Genomic DNA, 25,816 nt, shown 5'->3' with positions numbered 1-25,816 from the left:
AACTCAATTTTATTGAACCAATATAAATAAACTAGTAAATAAGACAGAATAAAGTTGCAATGATTAAACAGTCATATCTTTATCAGATAAATTTTATGATCCACCTCTCTACCCACTATTAATGTCATTATCCTGGTATTTTAGCATGTCAATTTTGGGTAAGAATACCTTATTTTCAAAAATCGCCTTAATATGAATAAATACTCTGATATAAAAGAAGTAAAAACAATCACGCCTTTCGTTTGTAATATAAATATTAGGATAAGAATATAAAGAAAGTCATTGTATTAATTTGTAAAGAGCACCTAACAAATAATACCATTTATTAATCAACATTCCAGATATCGCAATACCAATTTTGGTAGATTTTTTATTTATCGATATTTTGATAAAAATATTAGTTTATTGAATTTTAAATAATTAAGATTGATATTAACTTCAAACAAGGATATTTAAAATGGCTTATGTTATATATTATTCTTATCCCATACATGACTAAATGGATTTAATAACATATTATCAGCGAGACTATTCAATCTTGAACATGAAATGTAAAAATATAAAGATAGCAATTCACACAGCGTATTACTGCATAGATATTTAATACTGAAAATTAATTAAATTATATATTAGATAATATAAACAAGAAAATATCCCATGAAATCATTCAATATAAGATAATGTAAATTAAACAGCCCAAGATATTGACTACTCAGGCTCATAGACACTCTGGATAACAAGGAAAAAGAGACAATTGCACTACAATTCTTTTTCCTGTCACGATTCGTTGTTGACTCTTTGCTTGTACCGCTCGTTTCCCATCCCAGCGCAGGCGGGTTCTTAAAAACAACTCATCATGGGAAAACTGTGGATTTAAACGCATAGAAAAAATGAGAGGTAACATATCCAGGCGATAATTCATCTCACCCACTATCAATACTTTTCCTTCAACAACAGTAAACAATGACAGCTCAATATTTGCTGTTCTGGGCAGAGAAACTGGCATGGTTACATCCCCCTCAATCAACGGTGATGCGTCATTCTTGATTACCTCACTGACACATCCGGTAATCAGCAAACACAGCAATAGCCCTATTTTGATCATAACAAGCTGATTCTACGTTGTGATAACGGGGTATGCTGCCCATCCAACAAGCGCTGTAATGCCATCTCATGTTCAAGCTCTATTACAAGACCTCTACTCAATACCACAGAAAGCGGCTCATGAACATTTTGCGGTACATGCCCAGGTATAACCCGGCGACCACAACAAAGATTGTCATTCTCATGAGATACGTTTGTTAAATGAATAGGTAATGAATTATCAATTTTCATACTCTCATTCCCAGAGATTTACTCAGTTCAGAGTCGGTCGGAAGTTGAGCCTGCAATAACTCCTGCCAAAACTCGACATGATCCAACATACTCGAAAGGCTCTCCTCAAAAGCAGCTAGACTCAGCCGACTAGCTGACATTTGCCGATAAAGCTGTACCATCTGAGTTGATTCATCAAAACCAAAGTGAAGATCAAACTGATACCAATGACGATTAAAACTGGCTAACTGACGGAAAATTCCTTCCCCGACAGCAGTGATATCAGCAACATCTACCTGTAAAACGAGTTGGTCACGTTCAGGAATTAAGATCAAAGAGAGGTTAAGATGCTCATCAAAACAGAGAGCAGCCACACCTTCATGATTTAAAGCTAGGTGTGGCAAACCAAATTTGGCAGCAAATTCAGCCAAAACTTGGTTGATGATAACTATCACATCCATGGATTACTCCCGCAGAGAAGGAAATCAGGTAAACTTGAAGTTACCGCGCGGTTAAGCAAACGGGTTACTCCCGCAGAAAAGGGAGTTAGTTTACTACCATCATCTTTTATGCCTCTGTCACTCAAAGACAGTTCTTTTAATAAAAAAGTCACTCTGGTGATTGTAAACTGAGTACAAAATCATAGGTGAAGTGCTTTTTCTATAACGCATTCTGCTCTATAAAATGTCCTGCGAAGATGACTATTTCAAGTGAATACTGTCGTGAGATAGGTTCTCTTAGTCAGCTTAGTTTTATACTAACCTTGGTAAACCAAAGTTCTGATAAAGAAACCAAAGCGTTATTAACAAATTGAGCGCCCTTTTCTGGACGCTCATACTTACAATATCAACGTTTATCGGCTACCAAGATTACACCACACCAGCCGCCGCACGCCATGCCTGATTATGGCTCTGAGAGAGTTGTTGCAACAACTGCAAGACATCTTTCATAAAGTTGTTATTCAATGATATCTGCTCTTCACTCTTTTGTTTTTCATGCTGGGCAACAGACGCATCGACTTCATGTTCCTTGGCTTTGGCCTGAGAAAGTCCTTGTTCTACCTGCACTGCATTATTAGACATATCTCTTAAACCGTTCATCACCGAACTGGAGATCTGCTGCTTGCTGTTACGATTATCAAAAACCAGTGTAAGAGATTTCAGAGCATTCTTGTCAGCATCTTGCGCTGTATCCCATACTTTACCAATCGCTACCCGATCCGCATCGCTACTCTTACCCAACTGTTGCATCTTGATGTCGATTAATTCTTTACGACCAGCAATATTATTGTCCAGCGTCTTCTGCTGCTTAATCGACTGACCATTTTTAAAAGCAGAGAAACCACCCACCAACGCTGAACCAAACGCCATTACACCTGAAACAACAGCCATAGCAATCGTCAACTTGGCACTATGACGCATCTCATCTACTTGTGACTTCTGAGCATCAATAGTTGCCTTGTTTTCGGTATCACGCTGCAAGATACCCAATTCACGCATCTTCCTAGCGATCTCAAAAAGCAACGACATCATATCCAATGTGCTAGTCAATTCTTGCTTAACATTACCTAACCGACTGAGATCAAGGCCCTGTCGTGGTGCAATCAAATCAACCTTATCCATACGCCCGGTTTTTTCCGACTGCTGGATCGCGGCTTCATGTGTTGTTGCGACAGAATTTTTATCAACCACAACATCAGTTGTGTTGCTGAAAGTGATCGCCTGAGAACCGTTAAAGCTATCAATAGTATTCATCTTTTTATTCCCTAAATTCCATGAGGTCGGCTGGCAAGATTGTTCATCATGTCACCCCTAGCATTGAGCATCTGAAAAACCATCTCCATTACATGTTGGAAAGATTCCACCATCTGGGACAGTTCCTCTTTAAGCTTATCCATAACAGCCTGGAATGCCGTCAATTCGCTACGTGAAAGTTGTACATCTGCTTGTCGATTAGCCGCTTTACTCTGGAACGCAAAATTGGCAGCTTGAGCACCACCATTAGCTAAATCAACAACCACGTCACTCACCTGAATACCTACTTTCACACTACGAGACAAAGTATTAGCTGCATTAGCCGCTGTACCGGCGACTTTTGCCGAAAGCTCTGCAGCCTTTACTGCCATCTTAGCCGTCACCTCAGCCACTTTAACGCCCATCTTAGCGCCCATTTTGGCTATCAAGCCAGCGGCTGAACCACCGAAACTGACTACCGCTGCTGCCACCGCCATCGTAACCTCAATCGCAGTTATTACTGGCCCCAGCCACTTCATGGTTTCCTTGCTGATTAAACCGTCCTGAGCCGCTTGTTGTAGCCCCTGAGACACCACACCCATTACCCCTCCGGCAATCAGCATAGCGCCTGCTACCGCACCAACCCCAGTAGCAACCATGATCGCCCCGACCACAATTGAGACAATCGCACTGATCCAACCGAAGATTTTGGAAAACAACCCAGATTTTTGCGCCTCTTTAGCAGAATTTTCTGCTTCTTTGATCTTCTGCTGGTTCTCATCCATTTTCTGCAAGCTTTCCTGACGCGCCCGCTGGATATTCTGGATATTGAGCTTCGTTTGAGTACGCTCGATCTCACTGGTCAGTTTGCCCAGTTCAATTTCTAATTCCGCAAGTGAGGACATCACCAAAGAGGCCAACCGCGAAGTTTCTTTCAACTCTGCTGTCAGCTTTGTTGTCAGTCCTGTTGCCAACAAAGCTCCTTGCGTAACCGATGCGACCAGACTAGCTATTTTCCCTTGTTGCTGAACATCAAGACGAGTATTACTCACTGCTAATGGTTCCGGCAATGATACCCCTCGTAACTTAGCTACATCAGACGATACGTTACCTGCCTGGCTAGGCGTAACGCGATAATCCTCTTTAGGAGGTGTAGCCACAGGGATATCATCAACCTGAAAACCGCCTCGCAATAGAGGAACTTGGTGTTCATTTGCTATCAGAGTCATCTTCCTGAGTCCTTTTTATTGTGATGGCTTCTAACATTGCGCTAGAACTGGCAGCCAAAGCAGCCTGTTCCGGCAAAGCTGCCGCAAGCTGTTGAGCCGAGTAGAAGCCACTCTCGGCCCCATCAAGCTCTCCTAATTGCAGGAGACATTCAGCAGCATGAAATGGAAAGCGAGGCTCATTAATATCAAGCATCGCTCCGTAGCTATAACTTTGAATCGCCTGCTCCAATTGTCCCATTGCCTGACGGCATGCCCCCAGCCCAAGAAAAAACCGGGAGTCATAATGATCCAACATGCATAAGGCCTGGAATATCTTATGCGCATCCTGCCATTTACCTGACAGGTACTGATTGAACGCTAATGAATAAAGCTGTTCCAGCGTATCACTGGAGACATCCTTCAACATGGCAAGGGTACCGCCGTCGTGAAGAAAGGACTCCAATTCTTGTGCGTACTGGTCAGAAGTGGTAGGTGTTTCTTGGTGCTCCATAATTATTCCTTAAATTGCGCCGAGAATATTACGCATAATGCTGTCGTATTTCTGGATAAAACGGTTTAACGCTTCAATAGCAGCGTTGTAGCGAGAACTCACGTCATTTAAACGCGTGGTTTTTTCCTGGACAGTATTGTTTAGTGGATTTACGCGATCGTTGACCGAAGTAGAAAAGTTAGCCAGTTTGTTATTATCCTTATCATATTTATATGATGTCTCCAGACCTGTCATAGCTCCACTTTGCTTATTAGGGCTTTCTAAGAAATCCCTAATAGAAATTTCTTTTGATTTAGGGAACATCTTACTCAACAACTTACATTCAGCACTATTCTCAAAAGTAGCCTTATCACTAAAACCGTATTTCTCATGGTCCAGCAGGTTGAAGGATTTTTCATCATTAATAAAAAGCTCTTGATTCTTATCAGCCGCTAATTTCTTGTTAATCTCCGACTGAATAACACTGTAAATCTTTAGTTCTGCGGTCAATGCCGCCAGTTCATCACGTAACTCAAGTCGTTTTTTATCATGGCCTGACATAACAGAAACAAATATATCGATTACATCATCATCAAGACGATCCGGCGTTAAATTAAAATGAACAGCAGCCAGAAAATCTCTTAATGTCCAAGTTTTTAATGTCGTGCTATCCAAGAAGGATTTAAGATCCTTGATTCCATTCTTTATTTGGCTATCTAAATGACCATCTTTGACAATAGCATCCGCTGGCAGAAAATAGGCAATCAGCTTTTTCAGAAGTTCTTTATCGTTAGTGATAACATCAGAACCAGATTCAATCTTGATTCCCTTATCAATAATAAGATTAACCAGTTCATCAAGCTTCGAAGATTTAGAACCCCGTAGTTGATCCAGAGAAACATCTTTCAGACTGCTCCAGAAAAGCTGTGGGTCATTTTGATATGGTTTAATTTCCACCTTCAAATCCTTATACAATAATGCCACGCATACGAGGTGGGCGACGGAAACGCTTTCCCTCTTCTAAAGAGTGAGGATGGTTGCTTCGTAAGCGATTAACTTCTGTCAGCAACTCTTGCTCAGCACTCTGAACCAAAGTAACGTCAGTATGACCAAACAGTTCTGCCCCCACATTTGGGTTGATGCCCAGAGACTGCCACATCTCCTGTAACAATTGCAGTCTGTGATCACTGTCCTTAATGGCTTCCTCAGCTGCTTGCAATACTTTGGCATTGGGTTCCTCTTGCATCAGTGACTCCTATAATAAAGAGAGATATTGATTCTTCCTGTCAGAGTTGGACTTTTTTTTGTTGTTTTCTCATCTGATGTAACGAGATAACGCGACTGACTTCTAACTCGAACCAGCCAGGCGCGACCTCACTCGCGCCTGTCCAGCGGTGATAGAACCGAGCTAAACGTTCATCATTAAGGGGAGAGTCAACCAAAGTATTAACTTGACCATAAAGTCGGCTACCCGGCCCAAGCACAGCCATCGTTGCTGTTGCCAACAGATAAAGAGGCGCAAATGGATTAGCAAGCCCTCGGCGCTGCCAGGTACGGCGTAACATCACGATCCAAACTCGCGGTGCATCATAGCGCCAGGCAATTTCGCAGCCTTCACACCATACACGCCAGCCAAGAGGAATTGGGCTACTCCCCATACAGTGAGGCTGTACCGAATAACCTTGATCCTCAAACCAAGAGATAAGCGGATCACGGTTCATAGACACACCCTACCAAGCGGTTGGATATTGATCTGTTGAGTCAACTCTTGATACGAGAGCACTGGCAAGCCGTGGTGATCACCTTCAATTAACTTACGTACATAACGGCGAATATCCATTGATACGATCAACACCGGCTTATTCTGCATCTGTGTTAAATCACCCACCGTTTTTTTCATCTGTTCAAGGAAACTTTGCGTCACCGCCGGGTCTAGCGCCAGATAACTACCCGCGCTCGTCTGACGAATACCTCCCCGGATCTGCTCCTCGACTTGCTGATCCAAAAGATAAGCGGGCAGGATGTTATTGCCGTTAGCATACTTGTAACAAATATAGCGCTTGAGGCTACTGCGAATATATTCCGTCAACTGCACTACGTCTTTCTCCTTTTGCCCCCATACCACCATAGCTTCAAGAATCGCACGTGTATTACGGATCGAGATATCTTCTCCTACCAGCCGTTGTAGTATCTCCGTCATCCGTTGCAATGGGATTATGCGCATAGCCTCCTTGACCAACTCGCCGTAGCTGCCCTCCATCTGCTCCAAAAGATAGCGGGTCTCCTGCACACCAATAAAATCTTCAGCATACTCCCGCAACACATGTGACAAATGCCAGGTGATCACCTGAGACATGGATAAAACCGCCATCCCCGACTTAGCCAAACGTTCCTGATGAGTTTCGGCTACCCACAAAGTGGGTTGATTAGGTAATAATGGCTCTCCTTCTTCATAAGGGATAGCCAACAGTTCTAATTGACTGACCGGCTCCTGTACCAGCAAATGCGCTGAACGTAGACGACCACGGGCAACGGGCACTTCTTGTAGCTGGATCAGGTACTCTCCCGCCTTCATACCCTCATTAAAGCGTAAGTGGATACCTGGAAAGGGTACGCCTAAGTCTAAATAGAGTGCACGTCGTACCCGAATTAATTCATCATTAAGCGAAATGGCTTCCAATTCAGCCTGTAACCCGGCGTCTACATCAATAAGTAAAGGAACCGTCATAGCGAATTCTTCTTTTTCGCTAAGTTTCCCGCCCTTAGCCTTACTGCCGATCTTGGCCTTCGGTTTGGCCGCCGGGGCACCTGCCCCTTGGGCTAACAAGCTGGGAAGATCCGCTTGCTGACTAACATTGTCTTGCCGCTGACGCTGGAACAGAAAATAACCCCCTCCAGTCACCACCAGCGCAAGCATAAAAAAGATTAATGTCGGAAATCCGGGAATCAGACCAAATAACACCAATAAAACACCACCAATCAACAGTGCCTTTGGTTGAGCGATGACCTGTTCACCAATCTCATTGCCCAGATCTGAAGAGTCTTCCGACGAAACCCGGGTAACAATGATACCGGCGGTGATGGCAATCAGCAGAGCCGGAACCTGAGAAACCATGCCATCACCCACGGTCAAAATGGCGTAGAGCTGCAATGCATCAGAAGCAGACATCCCCTTCTGAGTGACACCTATGGTTATTCCACCCAGAATGTTGACAAAGATGATAAGGAGACTGGCAATAGCATCACCCTTAACAAATTTCATCGCACCATCCATCGAACCAAACATCTGGCTCTCTTTCTCGATAGTGCTGCGTCTCTCCCTCGCTTCATTGACGTCGATAACGCCAGCACGCATATCTCCATCAATACTCATCTGCTTACCAGGCATGGCATCAAGGGAAAAACGCGCACTAACCTCAGCCACACGCTCTGAACCTTTGGTGATGACGATAAATTGTACGATGGTAATGATCAAAAAGATCACTATCCCCACGATCAGGTTTCCACCAACCACGAAATTACCAAAGGTATAAACAATCTTCCCGGCGTCAGCCTGCAAGAGGATCATCCGGGTGGTACTGATTGAAAGTGCCAGACGAAACAGAGTCGTTACCAGTAATACCGCAGGGAAAGCGGAAAACTGCAAGGGGGAGTTTATATAAACCGCCATCATCATTAGTACGACAGAGATGGTTATGTTAATAGCGATCAGAATGTCCAGCAGGAAAGGAGGAAGTGGCAGAATCATCATGAAGACAACCGCCAGCAATAGTATTGCCAGCATAATATCTTTGCGCTCGCCGATCCGACTTAATAACTCAAGCCCGCGATTCATAGTACGGTCCCTTGAGAAAGATAACGCTGATAAGCACTGCGTGCTTCTTCCAGGTTCCCTTCCTGTTGGCAGGCGCGACTGACACAAAGCCAAAGAGCCTCACTTTGTTCTCCCTGATCCTGTAAGAGAGCACAATGTTCTTTCGCTACACTCCCCTCTTGCAATTTAAGTAATGAAACCACCAAAGCACGGCGTCCTTCCTGATGTTCAGGATGCAAAACCAGTAATGCATCCAATAAAATACGGGCTCGGTCAGGATGACCATACTGGAGTTGAAGCCAGCCGAGCAGCAGCAAAGCGCTTTGCTGTTTATAACTAAGAGTCATGGTTATACCTTGTGCAACAAGTGCAGGGCCATCTGCAACAACTGTTCATCTTGATTCATCTTTTCCAGCAGGGAGACAGCATGCTGTACCCTGATGTCATCACTTTGTTGCAAAGTTGCACGCAAGCTACTGACAGCCTGACGGAAGTCATGGGGACGTAACAGAGAGTGAAACCCATCTTGTGGGCAGGCAAAAGCCAACAAAGCCTGATCAGCCTTGTTGGCTGGATAAAGACGTGCAGAGTGAGTCTCAACGGATTGACCATCGGGCAATAACGCATAGCGATCAGGCAAGCCAACCCCGATCTCTTCCCGGCTGATCGCCGTTAGTTGCTCAATTCCTATATGGGCGGAGGCGATTTTGCTCACGAAGCGAGCGCCTCACGCTGTACTCTTAGCAAAGAGCGAAATGCCTGATGCAGCAAAGGCAGTGTTATATGCCGTTCATCTAATGTCACAAACAATAATAGGCGATCTTCCCCCAACCAGCCACAACGCAAGGGCAGTTCAGGCCCCTGACCGCTGAAAGTAAGTAACATCGCCTTAACCATCGCGTCTCTCCCCTGATGCCAGGGAATTTCACGGGCCAGCCAAAGCGTTAATGAGCCACCATAGCGCTCAATCTGTAATGTACCAGAATACTCAAAATCAATTTGGATTAAGGGACTGGAAGCATCAGACATCTCCATACCCAAATCCTGACAAAACTGGAGCAATTGTGGCTCTATCCAGTTCATGATGCTCCCTCTCCTGACCACAATTCGTCTTCTTCTCTCTCAATTGCTGTATCAAGCGCCAGTTGACAAGAGTTAAGTAGGTTTTGGCGCTGTTCTTCATCACTGAACACTTCCACCGGAATCAATCGAATCAATCGCTTCAACTCCCGGTAGAAATGAATTTGAGTTTGACTATTCTGCAAGCTCAAAGCATGACCGAGCATTTCAACATCCCGCACATTGGCCCAACGTTTCTCAATCAAAGAAACGACATCACCCATAAGATCAGAAGGCCCGTATGCCATGATTTTCCCCCTTTACCACGCTTTTCCATAACTGCTCAACCTGAACCGACAAACTGTTAAGCAGACGGAGCTTATGCATGTCACTCATCACACGTTCCAGCTTAATAGGGTCGAGTTGGCGCGGTTGGCTGTCCAGATCAGCGCTCAGGGCTTTCATGATGAATCCTGTCACTTCCATCAGAGAACTGCTCTTGAAGTTGGCTTGGATATCTCGCCAGGCCGCTGACAGCCCTTGATAATCCATAACAGCGTCACGATAGATGTTACGCAATGCTTGCAAATTACCAACCCCATCTCTGGCGGCTACCGTGGCATCAGGCGTAATGCGGGCTCCTAACTCGATAGCGATACCTTGCTCTTGCGCTAAACGTGACAACTCTTGTTCAACCAATGTCAATATGGCACGTGCCTCTGGCCTGCCTGCCAACGCATCACGGGCCTGACTCAGCGCATAGAATTGTTCACTCACCTCTCCAGAAAAACTTTCCAGATAAGCCTGTAACTGAGCGATATTAGTCAGCTGGCTACTATTTAAATGAGAGATCAACGCCTTAACCTTTTGTTGGCGCTCCAGATCCGGCACTTTCTGTAAGTATTCACCCACCAACGCCTCAATTTCCCGCACTCTGGCATGTCCATCGCTAACTTTACGTCTGGAGAGCGGCATATCCTTGCGTTCCGAAAATGCAAAAGTCAGCTCTTCGGCCGCGTCAGCAAAAGACTGGGATGCAGTAACCAGTACTACTTTCTCTCCCTGAAACTGACCGACCCTGGCCTGCTCCTGCTGTGCTGTAATCCCGGCATCAGGTTCTGACAAAGTCATCGAATGAAGATGATTCTGGATAATATCCATAGCCTAGTCCTGTCATATCAGAGTTAATAATGGACAAATTATAAAGATACCGTCCCGACGCCTATGCCAAAATCAGCCGTGAATTTTTAGCAAAATCCGCCGTAAACTATCGCCAAAGACAGGATTCATCGTTATCTGACCATTGAAGCTGATGTAAGACGCATCAAGCATAAGCAGCAACCCGTGAATCAGGAAGCTTCACTGATCAAAGCTGGGAACAGCTACGCAAACTCCAACCATTTTCTAAAAACTCCCGACTCAGGTTGCAATCCCTTCCCCTCTCCCTTCTTTATAGTACTCGCAGCAGAGGTTATATAAACGATCATGAAGCTTTCCCTTGACCATATTCCCGGCCAAATGCGCCATGCTATTAATGAATGTCGACTAATTCAGATTCGCGGCAGGGTTACTCAAGTCACGGGTACATTACTTAAGGCTGTCATTCCCGGTGTGCGGATAGGTGAACTTTGTCATTTACGCAATCCTGACAATACACTGTCCCTCCTGGCAGAGGTGATTGGGTTCCAACAACATCAAGCCCTGTTAACACCACTTGGCGAGATGTTTGGCATCTCTTCAAATACTGAGGTGAGTCCAACCGGAGCCATGCATCAGGTTGGTGTGGGTGATTATCTGTTAGGGCAAGTCCTTGACGGACTGGGTAATCCATTTTCCGGCGGACAGTTGCCGGAACCACAAGCTTTGTATCCGGTTTATCGGGATGCTCCGGCACCCATGAGTCGCAAACGGATTGAACACCCGCTCTCACTCGGCGTTCGGGCTATTGACGGCTTGCTGACCTGTGGTGAAGGCCAGCGTATGGGTATTTTTGCCGCTGCGGGCGGCGGCAAGAGTACGCTGTTATCTACGTTGATTCGTAGCGCCGAAGTTGATGTTACCGTGCTGGCACTCATCGGTGAACGTGGTCGCGAAGTGCGGGAATTTATTGAATCGGATCTGGGTGAAGAAGGCCTTAAACGTTCAGTGTTGGTAGTCGCTACCTCAGATCGTCCAGCAATGGAGAGGGCTAAAGCAGGGTTTGTGGCGACCTCAATCGCTGAATACTTCCGTGATCAAGGTAAACGTGTACTCTTGCTGATGGATTCCGTGACCCGTTTCGCCCGTGCGCAACGAGAAATAGGTCTGGCTGCCGGCGAGCCGCCAACACGACGCGGTTACCCGCCGTCAGTCTTCGCGGCTTTACCACGGTTAATGGAACGTGCTGGTCAATCTGACAAGGGTTCAATTACCGCCCTCTACACTGTATTGGTGGAAGGGGATGATATGACAGAACCTGTGGCAGATGAAACCCGTTCTATCCTTGATGGTCACATTATTTTGTCACGCAAGCTGGCTGCGGCTAACCACTATCCCGCCATTGATGTGTTACGTTCCGCCAGCAGGGTGATGAACCAAATTATCACTGCGGAACACCAGGCTCAAGCTGGCCTGTTGCGTCATTGGCTGGCTAAGTATGAGGAAGTTGAGCTGTTGTTACAGATTGGAGAATACAAAAAGGGGCAAGATCCTGTTGCCGATAATGCCATTGCACGCATTGAAGCAATACGTAGCTGGTTGCGCCAAGGTACTCACGAGCCCAGTGATTTACCACAAACTTTAGCGCTCTTACAGCAGATAACGAAACAATGATTGGCCGTTTACAACGCATAAAAGCATTACGTGTCGAGCGCGCTGAACAACATTTGTCCCTGCAACAAATGAAACTTCAAACGGCTCATCAACACCATCAACAGGCCTTGCAAACCTTGCAAGATTACTGTCAATGGCGAATAGCAGAAGAGCAACGCCTTTTTGAACAGTGTCAGGGCCAACCTATTGACCGCAAAGGCCTTGAGCGCTGGCAACAACAAATTGCCCTGTTGCGTGAACATGAAGCGCAGTTGGAAAAGGAAGCCGCTGAAATGGCCGAAAAAGTGGAACGGGAACTCCGTCAATTACAAGAGTGTCAACGTGTATTGCACCACGCACGCCAGCAGCAGGAAAAATTTAACGAATTGGGTCGCCAGGAACAAGAGGCGATCCGTGCCCAAGGTGAATACCAAGAAGAGCTGGAACAAGAAGAGTTCCATCGCCAAGAAAGAGTGTAAAACAGAAGAGCATGAACCCACTGACAGCTATCGGCAAAGGTGTCCCCGCACTCCCAACGTCCCCCACAACAGCGGACACAGATTTGCAGCGCCGTTTCGAACTGGCTATCGCCTCTCACGCCACCAATACGCGTCAGTCAACAGCACGGCGGGTGGAACAACCATTAACCGACTCGGCCACAAACAGCAAAACAGCGGATCTACATTTCACGCATGACGCAAATGAGGAGCTTCCTCCATTCGCCTCCACGCACCAGGCAACTGATGACCCGCACAAACACACCTTACCACTGCCATACCGTAGCACCTCTTCCTTTTCACATAAAAGAGAAGAGAACCAAGCTAACCTAGAGCAAAAAGAAGCCTTAGCAGAATTTGCCCACAACCCTATTGAGACCACCACTGAGATAAAAGAGTCCCAGGTACCTGATATAAGGGCAAACTCTCTGGCGATATCTGACCTCCCAGTACACCAAACAGACACACAACAGGTCATTCCTCATCCATTACCAGGCCAATATGTACCCGCACAACCGCAAAATCAGAAGAAAAGCTTATTGGCCTCTGTTGATCGTCTCAATGAGATCGCTATCGAGATAAAAGAGTCTCTGTCAACACCCGGTATCCTGACGAGCCAACCCGCTCTGAACACGCTATCTGCTGACCTAAAGCCGGTTGATATTATGTCCTCTGTTGCAGCCTACCCTGACACAACAGCTATTCCTGCACAGAAAGATGCAAACGATGAACTGGTATATTATGCAGTGGCGCAAACAACGCCCGGCATATCCAGATCTGAGCAAGATACCCAAGAGCAAGACATACTTCCCCGCCAACAGGCAGGTCTGGCTTTTCCTGTTCCCCATGCTAATGAAATCAGCATCACGGAAAAAAAGATTCTTACTGAAATCGAGACATACCATTTATTGGCATCAAAGCCAAAAGAGTCTGACATTCAGCCCTCCTATCCTGGTGAATCAGACGGGAAAACGCCCTTCTTTCCACAAACACAGCTCCTCCCAGGTGAACGCATACTCGCTACAATGCAAGCAACCTCAACTATTTCCCCACTTTTGGAGGCGCTGATCGATAAATTGGGTGTGGAGATCAGTATCGAACTAACACGGCAGCAACGTCCGCCAACATTACATCTGACACTCCCTAACCTGGGTGCTCTTGAGATTCAACTAACCAATGAGAATGGCAAACTTCAAATAGCGATTTTGGCAAGCCCGGCAGCCCAACAACAGCTGAAGCAGGCACGCTTTGAGCTACTTGAACGTCTACAGCTCCTTTATCCAACACAAACGGTCGAACTCTCCCTCCCGTCTCAAACGGATAGCGAGCACGGATCACGCCAGAGTCGCAGCATATATGAAGAATGGAAAAACAATGCATGAATAGCCTGACCCTACCCAGAGTCTCATTGGAAGAATTGACTCTGCGTCAGACCCTGAGTCGTCATCAGCAACAATTTAACTGGGCTAATGGTCATCTCACTCTGGATGTTGTTTCTCCTCCCCAAACACTGGATAAAGTGCTAATCGCCCACTGGAAGGGGCATACTTTCTCTTTTTTCTGCCATTCAGCCGAACTGACTCTGTGGCTCGCCCCCGATTTACAACAAGCGGATCTGACCTCACTCCCTCAGGATCTACTGCTGGCACTGATAGAATACCAAAGCAAAGCACTACCAGATCTATCATGGTCCGCGCTACGAACCACATCAGAATTCTCTTTATCAGCCTGCTTATTACTACGCCTTGAGCGGCCAGGTGCCACATTGCCACTCTGGTTACCAGAATCATTTCCCTTTCTTGCCATATTGCCAAAACGTCAACCTGGCGAGTACCTGCCCATTCCATTACAACTTTCTCTGCAATGGGGGGCAATAAGCCTGACTTTAGACGAGTTTCATACCCTAGAACCAGGGGATGTGCTGCTACTGCCCCCACAGCAACAACCAGATGCCCCTCTGTTAGCACATCTGGCAGGGCAACCTTGGGCCTACTTTAAATACCATGAACATAAACTGGAGTTAATCACTATGCACTCTCTCTCTCCTGACAGTACTCTGCCGGTAACGGACTTAAACAGCCTGGAGGTTCATGTCAGTTTCGAAGTTGGTCGTCAGACCTTGGATTTACATACGCTTACCAGTCTGCAACCCGGTTCATTACTCGATCTTGGTGTTCCGCCAGACGGTGAGGTACGTATCCTCGTCAATCAGAAATGCCTCGGTTCAGGGCGGTTAGTGGACATTCAGGGACGTTTGGGTGTAAGGGTTGAACATCTCTTTACGGAGAAACAATCATGATCCAACTACCAAACGAGTTGGATCTTATCATCGGGCTGGCCTTATTGGCTCTGCTCCCCTTTATTGCAGTCATGGCCACCTCTTTTCTCAAACTGGCAGTGGTATTTTCTTTGCTGCGTAACGCCCTGGGAGTACAACAAATCCCACCCAACATGGCTATGTATGGATTGGCAATTATCCTCACCATCTATGTCATGGCCCCAGTGGGTTTCGCGACTCAAGATTATCTGCGCCAGAATGAAGTTTCATTCAGCAATGCTGAATCGGTAGAAAAATTTATGGAAGAAGGAATAGCCCCTTACCGGAACTTTCTCAAACAACATATTAAGCCCAGTGAGCGCACTTTCTTTATTGATAGCACCCGACAGATTTGGCCAAGCCAGTATGCTGACCGGTTGGAATCAGATAGCCTACTGATCCTGCTGCCAGCCTTTACAGTCAGTGAATTAACCCGCGCATTTGAAATTGGATTTCTTCTTTATCTACCGTTCATTGCAATCGATCTCATTATTTCTAATATTCTGCTCGCGATGGGAATGATGATGGTTTCTCCCATGACCATCTCTCTTCCTTTCAAGTTACTACTATTTGTCCTGCTTGATGGCTGGACACGCCTGACACACGGCCTTGTCATCAGTTATGGAGCCTGAATATGAGTAATGCCGATATTCTGCATTTCACCAGCCAATCACTCTGGCTGGTGTTAATTCTTTCCCTGCCACCGGTACTGATGGCTGCCGCGGTGGGAACATTAGTCTCATTGATCCAAGCACTCACCCAAATACAAGAACAAACGCTGGGTTTTGTCATCAAATTAATTGCGGTTATTATTACCCTGTTCGCCACAGCGACCTGGCTTGGTAACGAGCTCTACAGCTTCGCCAACATGGCCTTTCTCAAGGTACCATTTATCAAATGATACAAGAGCTCCAGCAACAAATCCTTTCTTATACCCTGCTGTTGCCCCGCATCATGAGCTGTTTTGTGATATTTCCTGTACTCAGCAAACAGATGCTGGGCGGTGGACTGATTCGTAACAGTGTGGCTTGTTCACTGGCCCTCTATGCTTACCCAACAGTAGCAGGTACCCCCCTGCCAGCATTTGGTAGCCTGGAGTTGACGCTGTTACTCGGTAAGGAAGTTTTGCTTGGTCTGCTAATCGGCTTTATCGCTTCTATCCCATTTTGGGCCATGGAAGCTACCGGCTTTATTATAGATAACCAACGGGGAGCAACAATGGCTTCGGTACTTAACCCATCTCTGGGAAGCCAAACTTCACCCACTGGTTTGCTATTGACTCAAACTCTGATCACACTTTTTTTCTCCGGCGGCGCTTTTCTTAGTCTACTTGGTGCCTTATTTCAAAGTTACAACAGTTGGCCAGTGGCTCAGTTTTTCCCCCACATTACCAGCCAATGGATCAGTTTTTTCTACGGCCAATTCAGCTATCTGTTACAACTTTGCGCCCTGATGGCTGCCCCTTTATTAATTGCCATGTTTCTTGCAGAGTTCGGGCTGGCACTAATTAGCCGTTTCGCTCCATCTCTCAATGTTTTCGTATTGGCGATGCCTATCAAGAGCGCAATTGCCAGCCTGTTACTGGTTATCTATATCCAATTACTGATGCATCATGCTTATGACAAAGTGTTGTTAACGCTTTCTCCTGTGCGCATGTTAATACCTGTCCTGGAGGCACAATGAGCGGAGAAAAAACGGAACAGCCTACGCCCAAGAAACTCAGAGATGCCCGCAAGAAGGGCCAAGTAACCAAAAGCAACGAAGTGGTATCAACCTCCTTAATCTTGGGGCTGATCGGCATGATAATGGTCATGTCCGAATACTATTTGGAACATCTGAGTAAACTGATGCTAATCCCGTCTAGTTTGCTGGAGAAACCCTTTCCCCAAGCCTTAAATCATGTCGTTGAAAACCTAATGCAGGAGTTGGTCTATCTCTGCCTGCCAATTCTGAGCGTTTCCGCTTTGCTATCGTTAGCATCACACCTTGCCCAATACGGCTTCCTGTTGAGTGGGCATTCCATCAAGCCTGACATCAAAAAAATCAATCCTGTTGAAGGGGCCAAAAGAATCTTCTCTATCAAGAGCCTGATGGAATTCGTCAAATCAATACTCAAAGTGACGCTGCTCTGTATCCTAGTCTGGATTACCCTGGAAGGTAATCTACAGGCGCTGCTGTACCTGCCGGAGTGTGGGACAAGATGTATTATCCCTGTACTCGGTATGATGTTAACCCAGCTAATGACCATATGTGGTATCGGGTTTATCGTGATTTCTATTGCCGATTATGCCTTCGAACACTACCAACATATCAAGCAGCTCAGAATGAGCAAAGATGAGATCAAACGTGAATATAAAGAGAGTGAAGGCAGCCCGGAGATCAAAAGCAAGCGACGCCAATTTCACCAGGAATTACAATCAAGCAATATGCGCGCTAGCGTCAAAAATTCATCGGTGATCGTTGCCAACCCAACTCATATTGCCGTCGGTATCCGCTATAAGAAAGGAGAGACACCTTTACCTCTTATTACGCTCAAGTTCACTGATGCGCAGGCCCTGCAAGTCCGGCGTATTGCCGAAGAGGAAGGTATTCCGGTGTTACAGCGAATTCCTCTCGCTCGAGCACTTTATCAGGATGGCCTCATCGACCACTATATTCCCGCTGATCTGATCCAAGCCACCGCAGAAGTTTTACGCTGGTTAGAACAGTGGCAAGATCGCTCTCCTGAGCCGTAACCTGCCGTCAAATAGCGTTACTTGAGGTGTAAGATGCGCTATGCTGACCGCGCTATAAGTCAATGTTCGCTATATTTCGATCATTCCCGGCGGCTCAGTATTTAAGATTTATTCAGTTTATAGCGTATTAAACCACCTTTACGAAGCAACTTGATAAAAACTCGACTCAAGTTCTTTTCTTAATTCATTGCGATCAAACCACATAATTGCAACAAATTTAAGATAAATAAAGATGGCTACTGATAGCTAAGTGTCCCTTAAACGATATTATAATAAACAATCCAATTCGGTTAGGTTGATTCTTTATTTTTATCAATTGATAAAATCGTTCAAACCAGATTTGAATTTCTTATCAAGTGATCTACTATTATGCAAGGGTTATTTGAGCTATTAGATCTTGCTGCACACTGACTTCTGCGCCTTTTAATCAATGAATACTCAGCTAACCATGACAATAATTGACGTATTTTGAATCATCTATACATTACCTGAATAAAAAGGAGAAAATTAATAATTGAAACAAGATAAAAAGCCCAATTTATGATTCAGAATGAGGAATCTACAGGCAATCTTTACTATGTGAAAAAAACTGATCGCTTTTCATCTGTCGTTTATAAAATGTGAGAATAATACTATTATTCAGATCGAGAACATTAATATGCCACCAGAAGAAAAACCGTTTTAATTAAAAGACCTTACAACTCACTATACAGTTAAACATACAAAACTATTCTTCCTGTCTATTGCAGGTAGTAAAACCAAAGAAAACATATATTTAATATCAATAAGAATAACGTGATTTATATTTTTTTTAAGACAACACCAATAGATCCAGGACAATAAAATGAACGGCATCACAACATCAGGGAAGGGAATAGATATCACTCTATTCCAGCGTAGCATGCCTGCCTTCAACGTTATAGAACATCATCAGGAAGGGATATATATCCTGCTCGAAGGTGAGATGACATGGCAGGACAGTACCAATACCTATGATCTCTCTCATAATGAACTACTTTTTGTTCGTCGTGGCAGTTACGCAGCAAAAACTCGTAGTGATACCTGCAAGCTACTCTGGTTACCCTTGAGTACAACTTTTCTGCATGGTTTTCTACAACGTTTTGGTACTCTGCTCAGTGAAGTCGAGCGACATAATGTGCCAACACCTGAGTTGATTGCATTTACCTCATCTCCGCTACTATCCCAAAGTGTTAGCGGGCTGGTCGATCTATTGGCTCATGATTACCCCGCAGCCTTGGGTCAATTAAGAACAGAAGAGTTGCTATTGTTGCTGTCTTTTGGGGAGCAAGGGATTTTGCTCATGTCAGTATTACGACAGCTGAGCAATCGCCAGGTAGAACGTTTACAAAGCTTTATGGAAAATCACTACCTCAAAGAATGGAAACTCAGCGAATTCGCTAAAGAATTCGGCATGGGATTAACCACTTTCAAGGAGCTATTCCGCTCCGTATACGGCATATCACCACGAGCCTGGATCAGTGAGCGCCGTATTCTTTATGCACATCAGCTACTACTCAATAGCGAGATGAGTATTGTTGATATCTCAATGGAAGCCGGATTCTCCAGCCAATCCTACTTTACTCAAAGCTATCGAAGACGCTTTGATTGCACACCCAGTCGGGCCAGGTATGGCAAAGAGTAACGATTGGCTAAAATAATCTGACGTTTTTTACAAGTTAACCATTGGCCTGACAGATAAAATAAGGCCATTCCTAATCTAATCGACAAGAGTGACTAGCAGCAAGATGAGCATAGCATGAGCCAGCAAGACCACAATCAGACTCGAACCAGCATGTTTCTCGGCCGCAAGATCTCTGTCATGCAGTCTGGGATTCCGTGCCGAGAGCAGTTACTCGGAAAATCACCGGCTATTCAGTACCAGAATAGAGACATTATCAATAACCAACAGTTTGTTCTGTTACAACGCCTTTTGCCCAGACATCTCCTGGAAAGCTTAATGAAATCTGTTTGGTTTCGCAGACGGCTGAATTGTGGGCAAACTTTAAAACGTAGTGACCTGCAACAGCTAATCAGAGCGGCGGCAAAATCAGAATGTAACTGGGACACGGTACTGGGTGACCACATTAACCTGGCCGACAAGCATCTTTTACAATATTGGGTACTACAGCCACTATTTGACTGGTGGCTCCGCCTATTAGAACCAGAGATAGAATTCTGGTTCACTGAACTTGATCAATTGCAGATCCAAGAGCGGCAACTGCTCGCTAAAGCCCATTTTTGGCAACAGGCTGAAAACGTATCATATCAATGCCGGGAACAACACCATCAAGAGGTTATATCCTTGCAAACAGTGCTCAACCAACGCAAGCAACTATTAGAAAAATGGCTGTTGACAGCGGAAACCCGGGCCCACGAAGCATGGCCCAACTGGTTTACCGGGCTGGATGCACTCCAGACCAGCGGTGATCTGACCGCTTTCACACCGGTTCCTGAAGCACTGTCCCCCTGCTGGTCATGGTTGACTACCTTAGAGTATGACAGTGCGTCGGCTATCCACTTGCAACAATGGCTCTGCACTCAAGTTCTGTGCCTGCCACAGGACAGTTTTTATTGGCAATCGACGACGACCTAATCATTAGAGGAAATATGCAAACTCTACTCAATCATTTGGCCTGTCGCCTGGGCCAGAAACCTTTTGTTTCCGACAGACGAGGGCATTACCATTTGCACATTGATAACTACAACCTGTTTCTTCGCCAACAAGGAACTGAACTTGTATTATCCAGCCCTCTAAACTGGCGCCATAACCCAAAAGATCCATCAGGCACTGAACAACTGAAGACACTGCTGCAACAGGTCACTCGCTGGGGGCGCCATGCGCCCCACGCACTGACCTTGGATGAATCAGAGAATCTTATTCTGGAAGCTCGCCTTGATCCTGACAGCCTGGATGTTCAAATCCTGGAACAGATGCTAACTATGCATGTCGATTTACTGGAACAAATTATGGACTTATTATCGGAAACGCAATCTTCCCCTCAATGGAAACAAGTAATATGGCAGCCATGAAACAGTTCCAACGGCTGTGCCGTTCCTTACTGTTGGCGTTGAGTATCAGCGGTGTGATGCTCCCCTCGGCTTTTAGCCAGGATCTAGATTGGCTGCCCATACCTTATGACTATCTGGCAAAAGGAGAAAGCTTGCGGGATGTGCTGGTTAATTTCGGTGCTAACTATGACGCATCAGTGGTTGTCAGCGATAAGGTGACCGATCAGGTTAACGGTCATTTTGAACAGGATGGCCCTCAGGAATTCCTGCAACATTTATCCTCTCTCTATAACCTGGTCTGGTATTACGATGGGAGTGTGCTTTATGTATTCAAAAACAGCGAAATACAATCGCGTCTCCTTAAACTTGAACAAACCAACGCAACAGAGCTACAGCAAACCCTGAAACGTTCCGGTATTTGGGAACCCCGTTTTGGCTGGCGTCCTGATCCAGGTAACCAACTGGTTTATGTATCAGGCCCTCCCCGTTATCTTGAACTGGTCGATCAGACTGCGTCCGCACTGGAACAGCAATCACTACTGCGTAGCGAAAAAACTGGGGCGTTAACAGTGGAAATTTTCCCTCTTAAATACGCCTCCGTCACAGACCGTCAGATCCAGTATCGTGATAGTAATATTGAGGCACCGGGCATTGCCACTATTCTCTCCCGTTTGCTTAGTGATGCCAATGTGACGGCTGTTACTGGTGAAACGTCATCACCTATGGGAGGAAGCCATTCAAGCCGGGCTGTTGTACAGGCGGAACCTTCCCTAAACGCAATCATTGTACGGGACACCCCGGAAAGGATGTCCATGTACGCACATTTGATCAATGCACTGGACAAACCCTCGGCCCGTATTGAAGTCGCACTTTCCATCGTCGACATCAACGCCGACAACCTTTCTGAACTGGGTGTCGACTGGCAGGTAGGCATCAATACCGGACCTCGCCATCTTATCGATATCACCACTACCAAGGAGAAAAAGGAAAAAGGGGAGAGCATCGGTTCAGCGGCATTGGGTAGCTTAGTTGATCGCCGAGGCCTGGATTATCTACTAGCCAAAATAACCCTATTAGAGAGCAAAGGCAGCGCTCAGGTGGTTTCCCGTCCAACGCTTCTGACTCAGGAAAATACCCAAGCGGTTATTGACCATAATGAAACCTATTACGTAAAAATTAATGGTGAGCGGGTCGCCGAACTTAAAAGCCTCACTTATGGCACCATGCTACGCATGACGCCCAGAGTCATCCAAATCGGGGATTCTCCTGAAATCAGTTTAAGTCTGCATATTGAAGATGGTAACCAGAAACCCAATAGTACAAACCCAGATGACATTCCTACCATCAGCCGAACCATTGTCGATACCGTTGCCAGAGTTGGGCATGGGCAAAGCCTGCTGATCGGCGGCATTTACCGCGACGAAATGTATGAAAACCTACGTAAAGTACCATTTTTAGGCGATATCCCCTACCTGGGTGTCTTATTTCGTAGCACCACTGAGCAGGTTCGGCGTTCAGTACGGTTGTTCATTATTGAACCACGGATCATTGATAGTGGGATAGCTCATCATCTGGCTCTGGGTAACGGGCAAGATCTGCGCCATCGGTTACTGGCAACACAAGATATCTCTAATCAGAGCGTTTCTCTGAGTAAGGTACTGAGCGGTGCACAATGCCAACCTTTATCCCCGGCCCGCCAAGCACAAGAAACGCTACGGCAAGCAGGTAAAAGCTCATTTTTGGCCTCATGCCGAATGGGCAAGACTTATGGATGGCGAGTCATTGAACAACAATGTTCACTTAAGGAAACTTGGTGTGTTCGTGCGCAAAATAAGGCGAGCAGATGAGTTGGAAAATTCGCTTCTACCGCGGACTGAATAAAAGTATTGAGGTCAATTTAGCTGAAGGACGTTTAGCTATCGGCTCGGACCCCTTACAAGCAGATATCGTTCTGGTGGATGAAGATGTTGCCCCTGTGCACCTCATCTTAGAAGTAGAAGCAGACTCAGTCCGCCTGTTGGAATGGGCCAGTGAAACAGCACCCAGTCAGAATGGCGAACCCCTGTCACCGGGAGCTTCACTGCAAGCGCTGTCTCGCCAAGAGGCGGGGCCATTATTGTGGGCTTTCTGTGACCAACAACAGATATTCCCAAGCCAACTCGCTGAACCGGCGGTAACACCACATCAGCGCCCTGCCCGGCAAAATCGCAACCGGGCTGCCGGCGGGATGCTGATACTCTGTCTGGTACTGGCACTCGGCTTTCTGGCTCTGCTTGGACATGAAGGGTGGCAAAGGCACAACCCATCCCATGGTATGGCCGAACAGGAACTACGCCGTTTCCTTAATGACGATTCAGCCTACCGTCAGGTTAGTGTACAAATGATGCCCAATAATGAGCCATTGCTGCTCAAGGGTTATGTGGACCTCAACCACCAACGGCTGACACTGCAACAGTATCTTGATACTCATCCTGTAAGTTACCACCTGGAGTTACGGACCATGGAAGAATTACGTCAGGGAGTGGATTTCATTTTACAAAAATTAGGTTATATCCAGATCCAGAGCAGCAATGGCAAACAACCCGGCTGGATCCGCCTCACGGGAGAATTAACTGATCCTGATCAGCAATGGAATGACATTGAGTCACTGCTCAAACGTGATGTTCCGGGCTTACTTGGTATAGAAAACCAGACACGACTAACTGGCGGCCATCTCAAACGACTGGATATGCTATTGGCTAAACATGATTTACCCAACACGCTGACCTATCAGGATAAAAACGATCGTATCGAGTTCACAGGTCAATTGGATGAACTCCAGACTCATAATTTCTACCGCTTACAGCAGGTATTTAAGCAAGAATTCGGCAACCGGCCAACCCTGATATTGCTGAATAACAACCGGCTCTCCCGCAATGATGAACTCAATTTCGACGTCCGGGCGGTTTCTCTAGGACGTGTACCTTACGTGGTACTAAAAAATAACCTGCGTTATCCCGTCGGAGCAACAACAGAAAATGGTTTGAGGATCGAAGCTATCCGTCGAGATGCCATTGTGATTATCAAAGGTGAGCAGCAATTTATCGTCAAACTTAACAGGAGCCCAGCTTTATGATGACATCCCTGGAAGCACGACTGTTCGGTGCTGATCCCGCTTATGTCAACGAAATTCAACACCGCCTCTCTCAGGCGCTGAACGATATCAAACAACGCCTGAGACGTGGAGGTTCGGTACAAGAATACCAACAATGGCAGCAGGAGGCTAACGCCATCCAAGCTGCAATCACAATACTTAACACAACAGAAGGAGGCCATCATGGCTCAGATTTTTAGTTCTGCAAAGACAGTCAATACACTTGATAAGGTTTCTGATCAGCTAAAGGTGCAAGCCAATAAGGCAAATGAAGATGTCAGTGCAGCCATTACCGAACTCAGCAAAGGCCCTGATAACCCCGCTTTGCTAGCTGATTTACAACACAAAATCAACAAGTGGTCGGTAATCTACAACATTAACTCTACTGTCACTCGGTCCATGAAGGACCTGATGCAGGGCATATTACAGAAGATCTAATCATGACACGTTCACTCAAAGGGCTACTGGCAGATATTGCTCTGGTTGGGAGCGGCCACCACTGCCATGACGAAGCCAATGCTATTGCCGACTGGCTAATGTTAAACGAAGAAGGGCAAGAAGCCGCAAATCTGATTCGGCTTTCTTCTCTGACGAACCAAGGAAAATATCAACAAGCTCTTGATTTTGGTCGGGATCTTCCCTGGCCCAGTCTGGAACCCTGGCTGGCTTTGTGTGAATGGCGTCTGGGGCTGGCATCAGCCCTAGAGCAAAGACTGACGCGAATGGCTGATGGTGACAATCCACAATTGCTCTCCTTTGTTGACGGCATGAGGGAACAACTGGCTCATGGATAGGATCGAAAGACCATCCTATAACGTGCTGTCACAACCAACAGCACAGCCTTCGGTCACTGCCAAGCACAAGCAGGACTTTGATCAGGCACTGGAACTCATGCCTGATCAGCAAACGCTGAAAGAGCGGCAACAACGCTGGATGCAAGGAGCGTCTCTGGAAGAAGTCTTAAGTGACTTCAATCTGGCGACACGACGAAAAATCGTCTGGCAATGGCATCAGACCTTACCATCTGATAACCAGTCCTCCCAACGCGCTCAGCTAGAGGGCAAGCTTATTGCCCCAATACAGGAACATCTGTGGTCGCAGTTTGGTGGCCTGACCCTGCCCGTTAAGCCACAACTGGATTTGCCAGAACTCAGAACGATTGTTCGTGAATTCGCGCCCACAGGTCGACAACAAGAAACTGTCCTTCTCAAGGTACTCGGCGAGATTAAATCTCTAGACGGTAATGAGTACCTGAGTGACCTAATCCGACGTGAGTTGCAGACACTTATCCCCCGTAACGGGATGGTGGATAACCTGATACGAAACTCACACAAACTCGATTTGGAGGAATAATGGACCTGCCACAACTAAGCGAGACACTGATAACCAACCTGGATGAACTCAACACACCTCAGGCCAGTGCCGAAAATGTTGCACATTTTGAACTGGCTATGTCCAATCAAGATCAGGGACTTGGAAACAACCTGATCAGCGAATTGGGCCAACTAAGACAACAATTTACTCAGGCTAAACAAGAGCTGGAAGCACAGCTGGCCGTCCCCGGCAGTGACCCCAATAGCCTGATGCAAATGCAGTGGTCTCTAATGCGGATCACCCTGCAAGAAGAGCTGATTGCCAAAACAGTAGGACGATTGAATCAAAACGTTGAAACCCTAATGAAAGCCCAGTGAGGAGC

General features: G+C 46.1%; 33 protein-coding genes. 18 read left to right on the top strand and 15 right to left on the bottom strand.

Translation table 11 applies throughout. The annotated features are described in order from the left end of the window. Positions 1-718 precede the first annotated feature (718 nt). The 15 genes from PTE_RS01795 to sctW all read right to left on the bottom strand — a co-directional run bounded on the left by PTE_RS01795 (position 719) and on the right by sctW (position 10,779). Positions 719-1,105, bottom strand: a complete 387-nt coding sequence (locus PTE_RS01795; protein WP_036842657.1) for a YscW family type III secretion system pilotin — start codon at positions 1,103-1,105, stop codon at positions 719-721. Next, positions 1,102-1,335, bottom strand: coding sequence for a T3SS regulon translocated regulator ExsE family protein (locus PTE_RS01790; protein WP_036842655.1), 234 nt, complete (start codon positions 1,333-1,335; stop codon positions 1,102-1,104). Before PTE_RS01790 ends, PTE_RS01795 begins: the two co-directional genes overlap by 4 nt. Next, positions 1,332-1,775: a type III secretion system chaperone gene (locus PTE_RS01785; RefSeq protein ID WP_036842653.1), complete on the bottom strand. Its 444-nt coding sequence runs from the start codon at positions 1,773-1,775 to the stop codon at positions 1,332-1,334. The genes PTE_RS01790 and PTE_RS01785 overlap by 4 nt, the downstream gene beginning before the upstream one ends. A 408-nt stretch (positions 1,776-2,183) precedes the next feature. Beyond that, positions 2,184-3,068: a YopD family type III secretion system translocon subunit gene (locus PTE_RS01780; protein ID WP_036842651.1), complete on the bottom strand. Its 885-nt coding sequence runs from the start codon at positions 3,066-3,068 to the stop codon at positions 2,184-2,186. A gap of 11 nt (positions 3,069-3,079) precedes the next feature. Next, entirely contained in the window at positions 3,080-4,276 is a 1,197-nt protein-coding gene (gene sctE, locus PTE_RS01775) for a type III secretion system translocon subunit SseC family protein (RefSeq protein ID WP_036842649.1), read from the bottom strand. Next, positions 4,257-4,766, bottom strand: coding sequence for a SycD/LcrH family type III secretion system chaperone (locus PTE_RS01770; RefSeq protein ID WP_036842647.1), 510 nt, complete (start codon positions 4,764-4,766; stop codon positions 4,257-4,259). The genes sctE and PTE_RS01770 overlap by 20 nt, the downstream gene beginning before the upstream one ends. Before the next feature lie 9 nt (positions 4,767-4,775). Continuing rightward, positions 4,776-5,702, bottom strand: a complete 927-nt coding sequence (locus tag PTE_RS01765) for a virulence-associated V antigen (RefSeq protein WP_036842644.1) — start codon at positions 5,700-5,702, stop codon at positions 4,776-4,778. Between the two features lie 10 nt (positions 5,703-5,712). Next, on the bottom strand, positions 5,713-5,991 hold the full coding sequence (locus PTE_RS01760; protein ID WP_036842641.1) for an LcrG family type III secretion system chaperone: 279 nt from the start codon (positions 5,989-5,991) through the stop codon (positions 5,713-5,715). A 40-nt stretch (positions 5,992-6,031) separates the two neighbouring features. Beyond that, positions 6,032-6,466 (bottom strand): LcrR family type III secretion system chaperone, encoded by a 435-nt coding sequence (locus PTE_RS01755; RefSeq protein WP_036842638.1) that lies wholly within the window; start codon positions 6,464-6,466, stop codon positions 6,032-6,034. Then, the gene (gene sctV / locus PTE_RS01750) at positions 6,463-8,580 is read right to left on the bottom strand and encodes a type III secretion system export apparatus subunit SctV (protein ID WP_036842628.1); all 2,118 of its coding nucleotides are present in this window, start codon (positions 8,578-8,580) and stop codon (positions 6,463-6,465) included. The genes PTE_RS01755 and sctV overlap by 4 nt, the downstream gene beginning before the upstream one ends. After that, positions 8,577-8,906: a type III secretion system chaperone SctY gene (gene sctY / locus PTE_RS01745; RefSeq protein WP_036842626.1), complete on the bottom strand. Its 330-nt coding sequence runs from the start codon at positions 8,904-8,906 to the stop codon at positions 8,577-8,579. Before sctY ends, sctV begins: the two co-directional genes overlap by 4 nt. Positions 8,907-8,908: 2 nt before the next feature. Next, complete coding sequence (gene sctX / locus PTE_RS01740; RefSeq protein ID WP_036842625.1) at positions 8,909-9,274, bottom strand: YscX family type III secretion system protein SctX; 366 nt, start codon at positions 9,272-9,274, stop codon at positions 8,909-8,911. After that, a complete protein-coding gene (gene sycN / locus PTE_RS01735) occupies positions 9,271-9,642 on the bottom strand; it encodes a type III secretion chaperone SycN (RefSeq protein ID WP_036842623.1) in 372 nt (123 codons plus the stop codon). The genes sctX and sycN overlap by 4 nt, the downstream gene beginning before the upstream one ends. Further along, positions 9,639-9,926: a TyeA family type III secretion system gatekeeper subunit gene (locus PTE_RS01730; protein ID WP_036842622.1), complete on the bottom strand. Its 288-nt coding sequence runs from the start codon at positions 9,924-9,926 to the stop codon at positions 9,639-9,641. The genes sycN and PTE_RS01730 overlap by 4 nt, the downstream gene beginning before the upstream one ends. Beyond that, positions 9,907-10,779 carry a type III secretion system gatekeeper subunit SctW gene (gene sctW, locus PTE_RS01725; RefSeq protein ID WP_036842621.1) on the bottom strand — a complete coding sequence of 291 codons (873 nt, stop codon included), beginning with the start codon at positions 10,777-10,779 and terminating at the stop codon, positions 9,907-9,909. Before sctW ends, PTE_RS01730 begins: the two co-directional genes overlap by 20 nt. Before the next feature lie 324 nt (positions 10,780-11,103). Here sctW and sctN point away from each other — a divergent pair, with 324 nt between their 5' ends. The 18 genes from sctN to sctI all read left to right on the top strand — a co-directional run bounded on the left by sctN (position 11,104) and on the right by sctI (position 25,811). Further along, positions 11,104-12,429, top strand: a complete 1,326-nt coding sequence (sctN, locus tag PTE_RS01720; RefSeq protein ID WP_036842619.1) for a type III secretion system ATPase SctN — start codon at positions 11,104-11,106, stop codon at positions 12,427-12,429. Then, positions 12,426-12,887 (top strand): type III secretion protein, encoded by a 462-nt coding sequence (locus tag PTE_RS01715; RefSeq protein WP_036842616.1) that lies wholly within the window; start codon positions 12,426-12,428, stop codon positions 12,885-12,887. Before sctN ends, PTE_RS01715 begins: the two co-directional genes overlap by 4 nt. Before the next feature lie 11 nt (positions 12,888-12,898). Beyond that, positions 12,899-14,287, top strand: coding sequence for a type III secretion system needle length determinant (locus tag PTE_RS24270; RefSeq protein WP_051477070.1), 1,389 nt, complete (start codon positions 12,899-12,901; stop codon positions 14,285-14,287). Beyond that, positions 14,284-15,204, top strand: a complete 921-nt coding sequence (gene sctQ, locus PTE_RS01705; protein WP_036842613.1) for a type III secretion system cytoplasmic ring protein SctQ — start codon at positions 14,284-14,286, stop codon at positions 15,202-15,204. The genes PTE_RS24270 and sctQ overlap by 4 nt, the downstream gene beginning before the upstream one ends. After that, complete coding sequence (gene sctR, locus PTE_RS01700; protein WP_036842611.1) at positions 15,201-15,854, top strand: type III secretion system export apparatus subunit SctR; 654 nt, start codon at positions 15,201-15,203, stop codon at positions 15,852-15,854. The genes sctQ and sctR overlap by 4 nt, the downstream gene beginning before the upstream one ends. 2 nt (positions 15,855-15,856) lie before the next feature. Continuing rightward, complete coding sequence (gene sctS / locus PTE_RS01695) at positions 15,857-16,123, top strand: type III secretion system export apparatus subunit SctS (RefSeq protein WP_036842608.1); 267 nt, start codon at positions 15,857-15,859, stop codon at positions 16,121-16,123. Further along, the gene (gene sctT / locus PTE_RS01690) at positions 16,120-16,905 is read left to right on the top strand and encodes a type III secretion system export apparatus subunit SctT (RefSeq protein WP_036842604.1); all 786 of its coding nucleotides are present in this window, start codon (positions 16,120-16,122) and stop codon (positions 16,903-16,905) included. The genes sctS and sctT overlap by 4 nt, the downstream gene beginning before the upstream one ends. Then, positions 16,902-17,957 carry a type III secretion system export apparatus subunit SctU gene (gene sctU, locus PTE_RS01685; RefSeq protein WP_036842603.1) on the top strand — a complete coding sequence of 352 codons (1,056 nt, stop codon included), beginning with the start codon at positions 16,902-16,904 and terminating at the stop codon, positions 17,955-17,957. The genes sctT and sctU overlap by 4 nt, the downstream gene beginning before the upstream one ends. Positions 17,958-18,801: 844 nt before the next feature. Beyond that, entirely contained in the window at positions 18,802-19,620 is an 819-nt protein-coding gene (locus PTE_RS01680) for a helix-turn-helix transcriptional regulator (RefSeq protein ID WP_036842601.1), read from the top strand. 114 nt (positions 19,621-19,734) lie between these two features. Then, positions 19,735-20,571, top strand: coding sequence for a T3SS regulon anti-activator ExsD domain-containing protein (locus PTE_RS01675; protein ID WP_036842599.1), 837 nt, complete (start codon positions 19,735-19,737; stop codon positions 20,569-20,571). 14 nt (positions 20,572-20,585) lie between these two features. Further along, positions 20,586-21,008, top strand: coding sequence for a YscB family type III secretion system chaperone (locus tag PTE_RS01670; RefSeq protein WP_036842597.1), 423 nt, complete (start codon positions 20,586-20,588; stop codon positions 21,006-21,008). After that, a complete protein-coding gene (sctC, locus tag PTE_RS01665) occupies positions 20,996-22,834 on the top strand; it encodes a type III secretion system outer membrane ring subunit SctC (RefSeq protein WP_036842594.1) in 1,839 nt (612 codons plus the stop codon). Before PTE_RS01670 ends, sctC begins: the two co-directional genes overlap by 13 nt. Then, a complete protein-coding gene (gene sctD / locus PTE_RS01660) occupies positions 22,831-24,102 on the top strand; it encodes a type III secretion system inner membrane ring subunit SctD (RefSeq protein WP_036842592.1) in 1,272 nt (423 codons plus the stop codon). Before sctC ends, sctD begins: the two co-directional genes overlap by 4 nt. Further along, positions 24,099-24,320, top strand: coding sequence for an EscE/YscE/SsaE family type III secretion system needle protein co-chaperone (locus tag PTE_RS01655; RefSeq protein WP_036842589.1), 222 nt, complete (start codon positions 24,099-24,101; stop codon positions 24,318-24,320). Before sctD ends, PTE_RS01655 begins: the two co-directional genes overlap by 4 nt. Then, the gene (sctF, locus tag PTE_RS01650; RefSeq protein WP_036842587.1) at positions 24,304-24,558 is read left to right on the top strand and encodes a type III secretion system needle filament subunit SctF; all 255 of its coding nucleotides are present in this window, start codon (positions 24,304-24,306) and stop codon (positions 24,556-24,558) included. Before PTE_RS01655 ends, sctF begins: the two co-directional genes overlap by 17 nt. Positions 24,559-24,560: 2 nt before the next feature. Continuing rightward, complete coding sequence (locus PTE_RS01645; protein ID WP_081738129.1) at positions 24,561-24,914, top strand: YscG family type III secretion system chaperone; 354 nt, start codon at positions 24,561-24,563, stop codon at positions 24,912-24,914. Then, positions 24,907-25,473 (top strand): YopR family T3SS polymerization control protein, encoded by a 567-nt coding sequence (locus PTE_RS01640; protein ID WP_051477067.1) that lies wholly within the window; start codon positions 24,907-24,909, stop codon positions 25,471-25,473. The genes PTE_RS01645 and PTE_RS01640 overlap by 8 nt, the downstream gene beginning before the upstream one ends. Next, on the top strand, positions 25,473-25,811 hold the full coding sequence (gene sctI, locus PTE_RS01635) for a type III secretion system inner rod subunit SctI (protein ID WP_036842583.1): 339 nt from the start codon (positions 25,473-25,475) through the stop codon (positions 25,809-25,811). Before PTE_RS01640 ends, sctI begins: the two co-directional genes overlap by 1 nt. The last annotated feature ends 5 nt before the right edge of the window (positions 25,812-25,816 follow it).

The sequence above is a fragment of the Photorhabdus khanii NC19 genome, from assembly GCF_000517265.1.
Lineage (GTDB): Bacteria > Pseudomonadota > Gammaproteobacteria > Enterobacterales > Enterobacteriaceae > Photorhabdus > Photorhabdus khanii.
Note: the sequence above shows the minus strand (reverse complement) of the source record. Positions and strands in the feature narration are given on the sequence as shown.

What these genes read in the sequence shown, in the direction of transcription:
- PTE_RS01755 (WP_036842638.1), bottom strand. Translation starts at nt 6,466, where the DNA reads ATGAACCGTGATCCGCTTATCTCTTGGTTTGAGGATCAAGGTTATTCG.
- sctY (WP_036842626.1), bottom strand. Translation starts at nt 8,906, where the DNA reads ATGACTCTTAGTTATAAACAGCAAAGCGCTTTGCTGCTGCTCGGCTGG.
- PTE_RS01655 (WP_036842589.1), top strand. Translation starts at nt 24,099, where the DNA reads ATGATGACATCCCTGGAAGCACGACTGTTCGGTGCTGATCCCGCTTAT.
- PTE_RS01760 (WP_036842641.1), bottom strand. Translation starts at nt 5,991, where the DNA reads ATGCAAGAGGAACCCAATGCCAAAGTATTGCAAGCAGCTGAGGAAGCC.
- PTE_RS01770 (WP_036842647.1), bottom strand. Translation starts at nt 4,766, where the DNA reads ATGGAGCACCAAGAAACACCTACCACTTCTGACCAGTACGCACAAGAA.
- sycN (WP_036842623.1), bottom strand. Translation starts at nt 9,642, where the DNA reads ATGAACTGGATAGAGCCACAATTGCTCCAGTTTTGTCAGGATTTGGGT.
- sctC (WP_036842594.1), top strand. Translation starts at nt 20,996, where the DNA reads ATGGCAGCCATGAAACAGTTCCAACGGCTGTGCCGTTCCTTACTGTTG.
- sctU (WP_036842603.1), top strand. Translation starts at nt 16,902, where the DNA reads ATGAGCGGAGAAAAAACGGAACAGCCTACGCCCAAGAAACTCAGAGAT.
- sctV (WP_036842628.1), bottom strand. Translation starts at nt 8,580, where the DNA reads ATGAATCGCGGGCTTGAGTTATTAAGTCGGATCGGCGAGCGCAAAGAT.
- sctT (WP_036842604.1), top strand. Translation starts at nt 16,120, where the DNA reads ATGATACAAGAGCTCCAGCAACAAATCCTTTCTTATACCCTGCTGTTG.
- PTE_RS24270 (WP_051477070.1), top strand. Translation starts at nt 12,899, where the DNA reads ATGAACCCACTGACAGCTATCGGCAAAGGTGTCCCCGCACTCCCAACG.
- PTE_RS01640 (WP_051477067.1), top strand. Translation starts at nt 24,907, where the DNA reads ATGGATAGGATCGAAAGACCATCCTATAACGTGCTGTCACAACCAACA.
- PTE_RS01670 (WP_036842597.1), top strand. Translation starts at nt 20,586, where the DNA reads ATGCAAACTCTACTCAATCATTTGGCCTGTCGCCTGGGCCAGAAACCT.
- sctR (WP_036842611.1), top strand. Translation starts at nt 15,201, where the DNA reads ATGATCCAACTACCAAACGAGTTGGATCTTATCATCGGGCTGGCCTTA.
- PTE_RS01780 (WP_036842651.1), bottom strand. Translation starts at nt 3,068, where the DNA reads ATGAATACTATTGATAGCTTTAACGGTTCTCAGGCGATCACTTTCAGC.
- PTE_RS01715 (WP_036842616.1), top strand. Translation starts at nt 12,426, where the DNA reads ATGATTGGCCGTTTACAACGCATAAAAGCATTACGTGTCGAGCGCGCT.
- sctW (WP_036842621.1), bottom strand. Translation starts at nt 10,779, where the DNA reads ATGGATATTATCCAGAATCATCTTCATTCGATGACTTTGTCAGAACCT.
- sctF (WP_036842587.1), top strand. Translation starts at nt 24,304, where the DNA reads ATGGCTCAGATTTTTAGTTCTGCAAAGACAGTCAATACACTTGATAAG.
- PTE_RS01675 (WP_036842599.1), top strand. Translation starts at nt 19,735, where the DNA reads ATGAGCCAGCAAGACCACAATCAGACTCGAACCAGCATGTTTCTCGGC.
- PTE_RS01790 (WP_036842655.1), bottom strand. Translation starts at nt 1,335, where the DNA reads ATGAAAATTGATAATTCATTACCTATTCATTTAACAAACGTATCTCAT.
- sctN (WP_036842619.1), top strand. Translation starts at nt 11,104, where the DNA reads ATGAAGCTTTCCCTTGACCATATTCCCGGCCAAATGCGCCATGCTATT.
- sctI (WP_036842583.1), top strand. Translation starts at nt 25,473, where the DNA reads ATGGACCTGCCACAACTAAGCGAGACACTGATAACCAACCTGGATGAA.
- PTE_RS01680 (WP_036842601.1), top strand. Translation starts at nt 18,802, where the DNA reads ATGAACGGCATCACAACATCAGGGAAGGGAATAGATATCACTCTATTC.
- sctS (WP_036842608.1), top strand. Translation starts at nt 15,857, where the DNA reads ATGAGTAATGCCGATATTCTGCATTTCACCAGCCAATCACTCTGGCTG.
- PTE_RS01795 (WP_036842657.1), bottom strand. Translation starts at nt 1,105, where the DNA reads ATGATCAAAATAGGGCTATTGCTGTGTTTGCTGATTACCGGATGTGTC.
- PTE_RS01730 (WP_036842622.1), bottom strand. Translation starts at nt 9,926, where the DNA reads ATGGCATACGGGCCTTCTGATCTTATGGGTGATGTCGTTTCTTTGATT.
- sctD (WP_036842592.1), top strand. Translation starts at nt 22,831, where the DNA reads ATGAGTTGGAAAATTCGCTTCTACCGCGGACTGAATAAAAGTATTGAG.
- sctQ (WP_036842613.1), top strand. Translation starts at nt 14,284, where the DNA reads ATGAATAGCCTGACCCTACCCAGAGTCTCATTGGAAGAATTGACTCTG.
- sctE (WP_036842649.1), bottom strand. Translation starts at nt 4,276, where the DNA reads ATGACTCTGATAGCAAATGAACACCAAGTTCCTCTATTGCGAGGCGGT.
- PTE_RS01645 (WP_081738129.1), top strand. Translation starts at nt 24,561, where the DNA reads ATGACACGTTCACTCAAAGGGCTACTGGCAGATATTGCTCTGGTTGGG.
- PTE_RS01785 (WP_036842653.1), bottom strand. Translation starts at nt 1,775, where the DNA reads ATGGATGTGATAGTTATCATCAACCAAGTTTTGGCTGAATTTGCTGCC.